This window comes from Streptomyces zinciresistens K42, assembly GCF_000225525.1.
Classification (GTDB): domain Bacteria; phylum Actinomycetota; class Actinomycetes; order Streptomycetales; family Streptomycetaceae; genus Streptomyces; species Streptomyces zinciresistens.
On record NZ_AGBF01000035.1, the window covers coordinates 41,296 to 50,613 of the forward strand.

At 69.4% G+C, this 9,318-nt stretch carries 7 protein-coding genes; 6 read left to right on the forward strand and 1 reads right to left on the reverse strand.

The features are described 5' to 3' along the window. Positions 1-69: 69 nt before the first annotated feature. The gene (locus SZN_RS13850; protein WP_007495373.1) at positions 70-303 is read right to left on the reverse strand and encodes a hypothetical protein; all 234 of its coding nucleotides are present in this window, start codon (positions 301-303) and stop codon (positions 70-72) included. 376 nt (positions 304-679) lie between these two features. Here SZN_RS13850 and SZN_RS42530 point away from each other — a divergent pair, with 376 nt between their 5' ends. From SZN_RS42530 to SZN_RS40890, 6 genes are all read left to right on the forward strand, one after another. Beyond that, positions 680-910, forward strand: coding sequence for a hypothetical protein (locus tag SZN_RS42530; protein ID WP_244313353.1), 231 nt, complete (start codon positions 680-682; stop codon positions 908-910). A 212-nt stretch (positions 911-1,122) separates the two neighbouring features. After that, complete coding sequence (locus SZN_RS13860; protein ID WP_007495376.1) at positions 1,123-1,587, forward strand: hypothetical protein; 465 nt, start codon at positions 1,123-1,125, stop codon at positions 1,585-1,587. 119 nt (positions 1,588-1,706) lie between these two features. After that, on the forward strand, positions 1,707-4,235 hold the full coding sequence (locus SZN_RS13865) for a DEAD/DEAH box helicase (protein ID WP_007495377.1): 2,529 nt from the start codon (positions 1,707-1,709) through the stop codon (positions 4,233-4,235). Positions 4,236-4,618: 383 nt separating this feature from the next. Continuing rightward, on the forward strand, positions 4,619-5,173 hold the full coding sequence (locus SZN_RS13870) for a hypothetical protein (RefSeq protein WP_139063549.1): 555 nt from the start codon (positions 4,619-4,621) through the stop codon (positions 5,171-5,173). Next, on the forward strand, positions 5,170-7,209 hold the full coding sequence (locus SZN_RS13875; protein ID WP_007495379.1) for a hypothetical protein: 2,040 nt from the start codon (positions 5,170-5,172) through the stop codon (positions 7,207-7,209). Before SZN_RS13870 ends, SZN_RS13875 begins: the two co-directional genes overlap by 4 nt. Positions 7,210-7,283: 74 nt before the next feature. Then, positions 7,284-9,318, forward strand: a 2,035-nt coding sequence (locus tag SZN_RS40890) for a hypothetical protein (protein WP_007495381.1), incomplete at its 3' end; no start/stop codon positions are given.

The following is a 9,318-nucleotide window of genomic DNA, read 5'->3' on the forward strand; positions in this document are numbered from 1 at the left end:
CTGAAGGGAGAGGGAGGGGCTGGCTGGAGCGCCGCACCCTTGGGGGTGAGGGGGCGGCTGGCTCGGCAGTCAGGGCGCCAGGGCGTCCTCGATGAGCTGGATCTCGCGCAGGAAGGCGGCGTGACCGGAGACGGCCTCGGTTGAGGTCCTGTAGCGGCGGGAATCGACCTCGTCGTCCACGATGGTGTCGAAGACCATCGTCTCGAACGCCATGCCATCCGGCATGGGATCGACCAACTCGATGGTGGAGACGGTGTAGCGACCGTCGGCCACATGGGCCCTGAGGGGGAGCGTGGTCGTCACGCCGACTCCTTCCGCAAGGAAACTGCATCACCTATTGACTCTTAAGACTATACAGTCCACTTCACACTGATGCAAGCCTTAAGAGTCGACATGGTGAGGTGGTCGGGCTTTCGGGAGCTGACAACCAGGACGCCAGCGAGCCGCGCCGCTACGCCGAAATCTATCCACAGGCAATTCGACCTAGCGTCCCCTGGTGTCGCCCCCGCGACGCAACCACCCATCCCTATCGATAGGGAGCACCATGCTCATACGCACGCGACTGGGCCGTGCAGCCGCCGTCGGCGCGCTCGGCCTCTCCGTGGCCGGCTCAGCAGTTGCCCTTGCGCCCGCAGCGCAGGCGGCGACGTCGGGCACCACGACCATCTCCTGTAGCGCCGTGAAGGTGCACAAGGCCCCCTCCAAGAGCTCCGCCACGGTGGGCATCGCCTACCGGAAGGACAAGGTCGTCTACGACCAGTGGGCCTATAAGAAGAGCCAGAAGACGTGGTTCACGCGGGGAACCGTCACCAGGAAGTCCGACGGCGTCAAGATCCGCGGTTACATGCTGTACGACTGTGCGAACCCCTACAAGACGAATCCCGCGCCCAAACCGCCGATCCCCAAGTAGCCGCCGGCGGGAGCCGAGGCCGCACTCGTCGATCGGTCACCACGGGCTCGCCCACGCGCTGAGATGGTAGGCCTCGACTTCCTCGTGATCGGCGCATCCCCGCCTTCAGCGACGCGTGATCCGCCCCGGCTCGGCAACCCCCATGGCCTGCGGCGCCGCCACGGCGCCGCAGGCCACTTGTCCGTCCGCCCGCGACATGAGGATCCACCACCATGACCACCCCACCTCCGCAGCAGTCTGCGGCCTCCTACGCGGCGACCGCCCCGCCTCTTCTCACCGGGCAGCCGACGTGCAGAGTCTGCGCGGCGTCCCCGGCCGCCCCGGTCACCTTCCGCCGGCACCAAGGCCTGTTGATCTGGCTGGGCTTCTCCAGCCTGACCGGCCCGTTCTGCCGCACTTGTGGCACCGCGGCATTCCGCGAGTTCACCAGCCGAACCCTCTGGCAGGGCTGGTGGTCGCCGTTCTCCCTCGTCATCAACCCCATCGTCCTCATCAGCAACCGCTTCGCGCTCGCTCGCGTGAACAAACTGACCGAGCCCGAACCGACCCCCGTTCCCCGGCAGCCGGTCTGGGCCCCGGGAACACCTGTGCTGCGCCGACGCAGCTCACTGGCCGCGCTCGTGCCGGCCTTCTGGGCGATCTGGGCCGTCACCGGAATCCTCATGCACCTCTCCTGAACGGCTCCCGCGACTGCAGTCGTTGAGAACGCTGACGGTCCGTCCGCTTCCACGGGATGATGGCGAGGCCGACGGCCGCACACCGGTCCGTCGGCCCCGCCAGGAGGAAGGACACCGTTGTGCCGCTCGACCTGAGCCTCGTAGGGACCGGCCCCAGGGAACCGCTCCTGAGGCCCCGCGAGATCTATGCCGCTCTGGCGAACCGGCCCTGGCCCTACCTTCGGCACGAACAGGGCGAAGTTCTTGAAGCGTGGTTCGACAAGCACCGCGACCGCCGGGACGTGGTGATCAAGCAGAACACCGGCGGCGGGAAGACTGCCGTGGGCCTGCTGATCGGACAGAGCACCTTGAACGAGGGAATTGGCGCCGCGGTCTACCTCGCCCCCGACCGGTACCTGGCCGCCCAGGTCCGCGCAGAGGCCCACAGAATGGGGCTCGCCGTGACCGACTCGGTGGACAACCTGGCCTTCCGCGGAGGCCGTGCCATCCTCGTGACCACTTTCCAGAAACTGATCAACGGCCAGTCGGTGTTCGGCGTGGTCGGCGACAGCCGGGACAAGCTTGACACCGGAATCGTCATCGTCGACGACGCGCACGCCGCGCTTGCCACGACCGAGGCACAGTTCCGGCTCACCATCCCCGCCGGCCATGCCGCCTACGATGCCCTGACCGACCTGTTCGCCTCCGACCTCAAGGCCCAGTCTCCCAAGGCGTGGGCGGACATCCAGGCGTCCGACTACACCGCTACGGTGCCGGTCCCCTTCTGGGCCTGGATCGGTCGGCAGGACGACGTCATGGCCCTCCTGCACCCGCACGCCGGCACCGACGGCTTCAAGTTCACCTGGCCCCTCATCGCCGGCGTTCTCGAACTCTGTTCAGTCACCGTCTCCAGCCGGGACATCCAGATCAGCCCGCCGTGCCCGCCGGTCTCGATGATCCCCGCCTTCGCCAACGCACGCCGTCGCGTCTACCTCACCGCCACGCTCGCCGACGACAGCGTTCTCGTCACCGACCTCGACGCTGGCCCCCAGGACGTTCAGCAACCCGTCACCCCGGGAAGCGCCGCCGACCTCGGCGACCGGATGATCCTCGCTCCCCTCGCCCTCAACTCCCACCTCGACCCGGAGGCCATCCGGCAGATGGCCCGCCAGTTCGCCGACGGAGACCGGGACGGCGACGGTACGCCCGAGGCACGACCGGTCAACGTCGTCGTCCTGGTGCCGAGCACGCCCGCAGCCGCACCGTGGCGACCGTACGCCGACCGGGTCCTGCACGCCCCCGACCTACACGACGGGGTGGGCGCCTTGAAGAGCGGACACGTCGGTCTCGTTGTCATGGTCAACAAGTACGACGGCATCGACTTGCCCCGCACGGCTTGCGAGTTGCTCATCCTGGACGGGGTCCCGCGCCCCATGGACGCCACCGAGCGTCGCGAGGCCGCGGTCCTCTCCGGCAGTCCGACGCTCCTCGCCCGCCAGATCCAACGCATCGAGCAGGGCATGGGACGCGGAGTCCGCGACAGCGAGGACCACTGCGCCGTGCTGCTGCTCGGCAGCCAGCTGGCTGTCGCGCTCCATGACCGCAAGCAGCGGGAGCTGTTCTCGCCGGCCACCCGCGTGCAGATCGACCTCAGCAGCAGCCTCGCCGACCAACTCGCCGGCAAGGGACTCGACGCCATCCGTGAGGCGGTCGGCCTCTGCCTGGACAAGGACCCGCAGTGGCGGGCACTGAGCCGCCAAGCCCTCGCCGGCGTCCACTACGCCGCCGGCGGCACCATGCGCCCCGAGGCCATCGGCGTCCGTGAAGCCTTCAACCTGGCCGCCACAGCCCGATACAACGACGCCTCGGACCGGCTCCAGAAGGCCATCGGCGCGGTGACCGACCGAGCCGTACGAGGCTGGCTGACCGAACAGCGAGCCGCCTACCTTCACCACGTGGACCACGCGGCCGCCCAGCGCCTGCTGGCCAAGGCGCTGGACGACAACCCGTTCGTCCTGCGACCGGCGAGCGGCGTCACCCCTTCTCAGCTGCGTCCCGCCGCCGTCCAGGCGCAGGCCGCGGCCGCCTTCCTCGACGGCGCCTACTCCGACGGCACCTCGCTCGGCCTGGCCGTCAACGCCCTCACCGAGGACGTCATCTGGGGCGACGAGGAACGCAGCGACGACGCCGAGCGCGCGTGGGAGCGGCTCGGCGAGCACCTCGGGTTCGTCAGCACGCGTCCCGAGAAGCAGTACGACAAGGGCCCGGACAACCTGTGGGTCCTCGGGCCTGGGCGGCACGCGGTCATCGAGCTGAAGACCGGACGTACCACGGACACGATCGTCAAGCACGACCTGGACCAGCTCGGCGGAAGCGTCCGCTGGGACCAGCAGACCTACCCCGACGTCACTCAGCAGATCGCGGTGATCGTCCACCCGAGCCGTACCCCGCACCGGCAGGCGATCACCATCGACGGGATGCGCGTGGTCACGCAGCAGAAGTGGGAGGAGCTCGCCGCGGCCGTACGCAACTGGGCCGAAGCGCTCACCCACGGGCAGCACCGCTGGAGGGATCCGCACGCCGTCGCCGAGCAGCTGGCCCAGCACAAGCTGACCGCCGGCCTGATCTTCACCACGTACGCCCAGGTCCCGGCCTCCCCGAACGGGTGACGGGCCCACCCGAGCGCTCGGCCTTACGGGATCGCTCGGCAGACTGCCGTCAGAGTCACGATGAGGCCGGCCCCTGCTCCCGGGGTGCCCTGTTCCCGACGTGCACGCGACACCGCAGGCAACACCCTGGGGTTTCACTCCTCCGGCCGAGCGAGATTTCCGTGGCGATCGCGACACGCTGGGGTAATTCGGTGATGTTCGCTTGTATGGTGAGTGACCGATGATCAGCAATCAGTGAGGGGGCCGGGCTTTCCGGCAGGTCCAAGGGGGTGGTCGCGGTCAGTCCTTCACCGACCCCGGGTCAGACGGCGGTGCGAGTCCTGTTCATCCTTGACCGACTGGGTGAACCGTGCGCCGACTGGCCGCAGGTGCCGGACACGGCCGTGCGGGCGATTCTGTCCCAGCGCAAGCTGCAGAAGCTGGACTTCCTCGTACGCAACCCCGACTACCTCGCGGACCTGATCATCTCGAGGTGGCAGGACGGCAGCCTGCCGGCGGAGCGGCTGCTCGACGCCCGAGCCGTGTTCAAGGAACGCGAGCCGGAGCTGCATACCTACCGGATGCTCCGCAACGATCATGGAGCCTACGAGGTGCTCGACAACGCTCTGAGCGTGCTGCGCCACCTGGGACTCATCGCCGTACGGCGTGCAGGGCGCGTGTCCGACGAACGCGTACGCCGCAGGGACTACTTCCTCCTCCATGCAGGCGCGGAGCAGGCCCAGCGGCTCCGGGAGAGTGAAGAGGTCCTCGCCTGGTACGACCAGCAGACCGCCTACGTGGCGGCCGCGGTCGAGGGGATGACCGGAGCCCAGCTGAAGGCACAGCAGTACGGGCAGCCCGAGTACGCCGCCACCCTCGTGCACCAGGTGATCGGCGGCATCAGCGAGCGGGTCCGGGAACGACTGGACGCGGCACTGGCCCAGGAGGGACTGGCATGAGCACGGAGGGCGACGCCCTGGGCCCGGTCGAGGCGTGGCTGGAGGAGATTGCGAAGGCGGCCGGCCAAGAGCTGGACGTGGTCAAGGCGGTCCTCGCCGAGCACGGCGTGCGCCCGCAGACCGCACTGCCGCGGCCGCACTCGCTGCGGGTGACCGAAGTGGAGTTCGAGGGCGTGCGCCCAGCGCCAGCCGGGGACCACGGCAGCGACGCCGGCGAGGAGGGCGAGCCCTTCCACTTCCAGTGGAAGCTGGGACCGGGCGTCTGGTGCCTGGCCTCGTCGGGCAAGAACGAGGCCGGCAAGTCCAGCGTCTTGGAGATCGTCCTGTGGTGCCTGCGCGGCCGCAGCGGGCTCCAGCGCGACGTGCAGAGCTGGCTGCGCCGAGTCCGCACCGAGTTCGTCCTCGACGACGAGACCCTTGTCGTCGAGATGACCGTCAGCAACAGCAAGCCGGCGGGGACCGTGATCTCGAAGGAAAGCGGACTGGCGCTGTTCTCCTTCGACAACGCCGCGACGTTCGAAGAGCTGATGGACGCCTTCATGCTGGAGCGCCTCGGCCTGGAGCCGCTGCGCACCCAGCAGAAGCGGCCCGAAGGAGTCGACGGACCGCCGCTGACCGGCGAGTTGTCCTGGCCGGCGTACGCCAGCGCACTCCACATCAACCGCTCCGGCCTGGGCCACCTGCTGGGCAACGAAGCCCGCAACGCCCTGCCGACCCGGCTCCTCGAACTCTTCCTGGGAGCGCCCTGGGCCGCCACGATGGTCTCCGCCGCGGTCGCGCAGAAACTCGTCGCGGCGCAACTGTCCGCCGCCAAGGCCCGCGCCCAAGCCGAGGCCGACGAACGCCAGAGCAAGATCGACGAACTCGACCACAGCCTCCAACAGGCCCAGGACCGCTTGGACACCCTGCCCGACCTCGGCCAGAACGCCGTCGACCTGAACGCCTCGTACCAGGCCCTCACCGAGGCGACCGAAGCGGCCGGCAACGCGCAGCGCGAACTCGCCGAAGCCCGCACGCAGCACGACGAACTCGAACAACAGCGCCAGTCCCTTGCCGCGCTGGTCCACGCCGCGCACGAAGCCGCCCTCGCCAAGGCCTTCTTCCACACCCTGAAACCGACCGTGTGCCCCCGCTGCGACGCCCAGGTCACCCAGGCCCAATGGGCCCGAGAGGACGAAGGCCACTGCTCCCTGTGCACCTCCACGCTCCACCCGGCCACAGCGCAGTACGACGGCACCCCGGCTGACGACGACGGCCTCGACGACGTCGACGACGACCAGGAACTGCGTCAGACACTCGCCCAGGTCCAGCAGGCCGTCGAGACGGCGGCCGCAGCACTGGCCGACAAGCAGGGCAGAGCCACCGAAACCACAGCCGCGCTCAGCCAGGCCCAGAGCGCGCTCCAGGACGCGCTCGCCCGCCCGGCAGCGGGCGACCGCCGCGCAGCCGAGCTCGAGGTCGCCCGGCTGCGCGGCGCCCTCGACGAACGCCGAGGGCGTTTCGACGACCTCGGCGACCCAGCTGGCCTCGCCCCCCTCCAACGGGATCAGGACATCCTCAAGGCCGCCGAGAAGGCCGCCCACGCCCGCCGCACGCAGGCCCTCAAAGAGGTCCTCCAAGCCGTTCAGACCGACATCGTCACGATGGGGCGCCAGCTCGGACTGGAGATGCTCGAAGCCGTCGAACTCGGCACCAGCGCCACCCTGAAGGTCTGGAAGGGTGGCCAGCACCAGCCCTACGGATCTCTCACTGAGGGCGAGCAGCTCCGCCTGAAGATCGTCACCACCACCGCCCTCCTGCGGCACGGCATCCGCACTGGCGTCGGCCGGCACCCGGGACTGCTCATCATCGACTCGCCCGGGGCCGAAGAAGTCGACCGCGGAGACCTGGAACTGATGCTGCAAGGGCTCGTCCAACTCACCGAGACGGCGCCACAGCTCCAGGTCGTGATCGCTACCGCCCGCGGCCAGGAGGTGGCCACGGTCATTCCGGCGGACCAGCTGCGCCTGGCCCCGGCCGGGGAACGATTGTGGTGACCATCCCGTTCCGGGCGCCAGCCCGGCCCTCTATGCTCCACAGGTCGCTGAGCGCAGTGAGGAGATGTTGACCGGTGTCCCCTGGCGCTCCCGATCCGCTCCAACCGCTGGTAGACGCCTACCGCACCGGCGCGCCCACGCCGTCCCTCGCCGACCTCGGCGGGCTCGGCCACCTCCTGCAGGACACCGACACCCTGCTCGACCACGACGAACTGCCCATGCTCGTCGCCCTGATGTGCACCGACCAGACAGCCATCCAGGACGACCAGGCCCGCGCCTTCCTCCTCACCGCCGCCGAGTCCCCGCAGGACCCGCTCCGCCTGGAGGGCGTCATCACCTCCCTCCTCGGATGCCCCGAAGCCGTCCACGAACTGGGCGACGACCTAGCCGACATCTGGCTGGACGCCAGCCGCAGCCACACCGACCTCCTCGGCGGCATCGCCCTGGAAGGCACCGCCCGCATCGTCCTGTCCGGCGGCGCCGCCGAGTACGGACTCCTGGACCGGCTACGCCGCCTGAACCGACAACAGGAACTCGCCCAGATCGACGACGACTACGCCCTGCGCACCGTCAGAGTCGCCGGCGCCGTCGCCGAGCACTTCGACTCACCCGACCCCGCCCGCCTCCTGAACCAGCTGGTCGAACGCGACGACGTCGCGGAGGACGCCGCCTTCGAACTCGGCATGCTCGCCCTGCGCCAAGCACTGCACACCGACGACCCCGCCCGCGCCCGCCCCCTCCTCCTGGAAGCCCGCCAACACCTCGGCGACGCCCACCAGGATGAAGAGCGCCCCGACGCGGCCGCCTTCGGTGCGGCAATTGACGCGATCCTCGCCTACTCCGCCGGTGCTCCCCTCCCCGAGGCCGCCAGGACCCAACTCGACGAAGCCGTCCTGGAGCTGCGCCTCAACCTCTTGGGCCTGCCGCCCGGATGGCGCACCCCGCGCCTGGACACCCTCACTGCCTGGCAACACCTCCTCGACACCCTCACCCGCGCAACGGATTCGGACCGCCCGGGAGCCTGGCTGCACGCAGCCGGTGTGATCAGCGACCTCGTGGACGTCTACACCGCCCACCGCACGCTCGACCTGTTCGCCCCCTCCCCGGCCTGCCCGCACACCGCCCAGCCGGGCCCCGCGACATCAGCGGCCACGCACGGCCTGCACGCCCTCCTCGCCCCCCGAGTCGAGGCCACTCTCCTCGCTCACGAGGGTGGACTGGCCCTCCTGGACGAATGGCTTGAGGAGCTCGCCGAAGACCCCGGCCGCGATCAGGACCCGACCACAACCCTCGTCCGGGAGCAGGCAGCTCGGCTTCGGGAGGCGCTGGACACAGGCGGTGGTTCTCCGCCCCCAAAACCTGACTGCCCGGCGACATCGCTCGCCGGGCTCGGGCTCTCCACCGCGGACACCGAGCACCTGCAGAACCTGCTGGCGGACACCCCGGAACTGAGAGACCGGATCGACGCGATGCTCGCCGCCCGGAAGGCCGCTCTGCCAGTCGACGAGGTGCCGATCATCGCCACCGTGTTCCGCAACACCCATCAGCAGCTGAAGGCACAATGCCCGGACGGGTATGTCGGCCAGTTCGCCGCCGACGTGGACCGCATGCTCCTGCGTCTGCTCCGCTTCGTCGACCTGAGGCTGTCCGAGACACAGAAATACGGCGGAGAGGCGCGGGCCTACCTCCGCCAGCTCAAAAAGGACGAAGACAAACCGCGGGAAGCCGAACTCGGCCGCGACCTGCGGGACTTCCTACGAGGCCAGGGCCTGCGTGTACGTATGGAAGAAACCAATGTCGGCGGCGGGCGCGTCGACATCGCCTGGCAGCCGAACACCGAACTCATCACCCTTGAGCTCAAGCGGGACTGGGCCGACTCCTCCTTCGACGCCTACGCCGCCGCCTACGGGCCCCAGGCGATCTCGTATCAGGTCGCCGGCCCGCCCGTGAACTTCCTCGTGGTCCTGGACCTGACCCCGAAACCACAGGGCCTCGCGGCCATCCCGGCGTGTATCGAGGTCCGCACCCTGCCCGGCCCCGCCGGTGACCCCCGCCCCCGCACCCTCATCATGGTCCGCGTTCAGGGCAACAAGCGTGACCCCAGCGGGG

Coding starts and splice junctions, on each gene's coding strand:
- SZN_RS13875 (WP_007495379.1), top strand. CDS start 5,170: ATGAGCACGGAGGGCGACGCCCTGGGCCCGGTCGAGGCGTGGCTGGAG.
- SZN_RS13860 (WP_007495376.1), top strand. CDS start 1,123: ATGACCACCCCACCTCCGCAGCAGTCTGCGGCCTCCTACGCGGCGACC.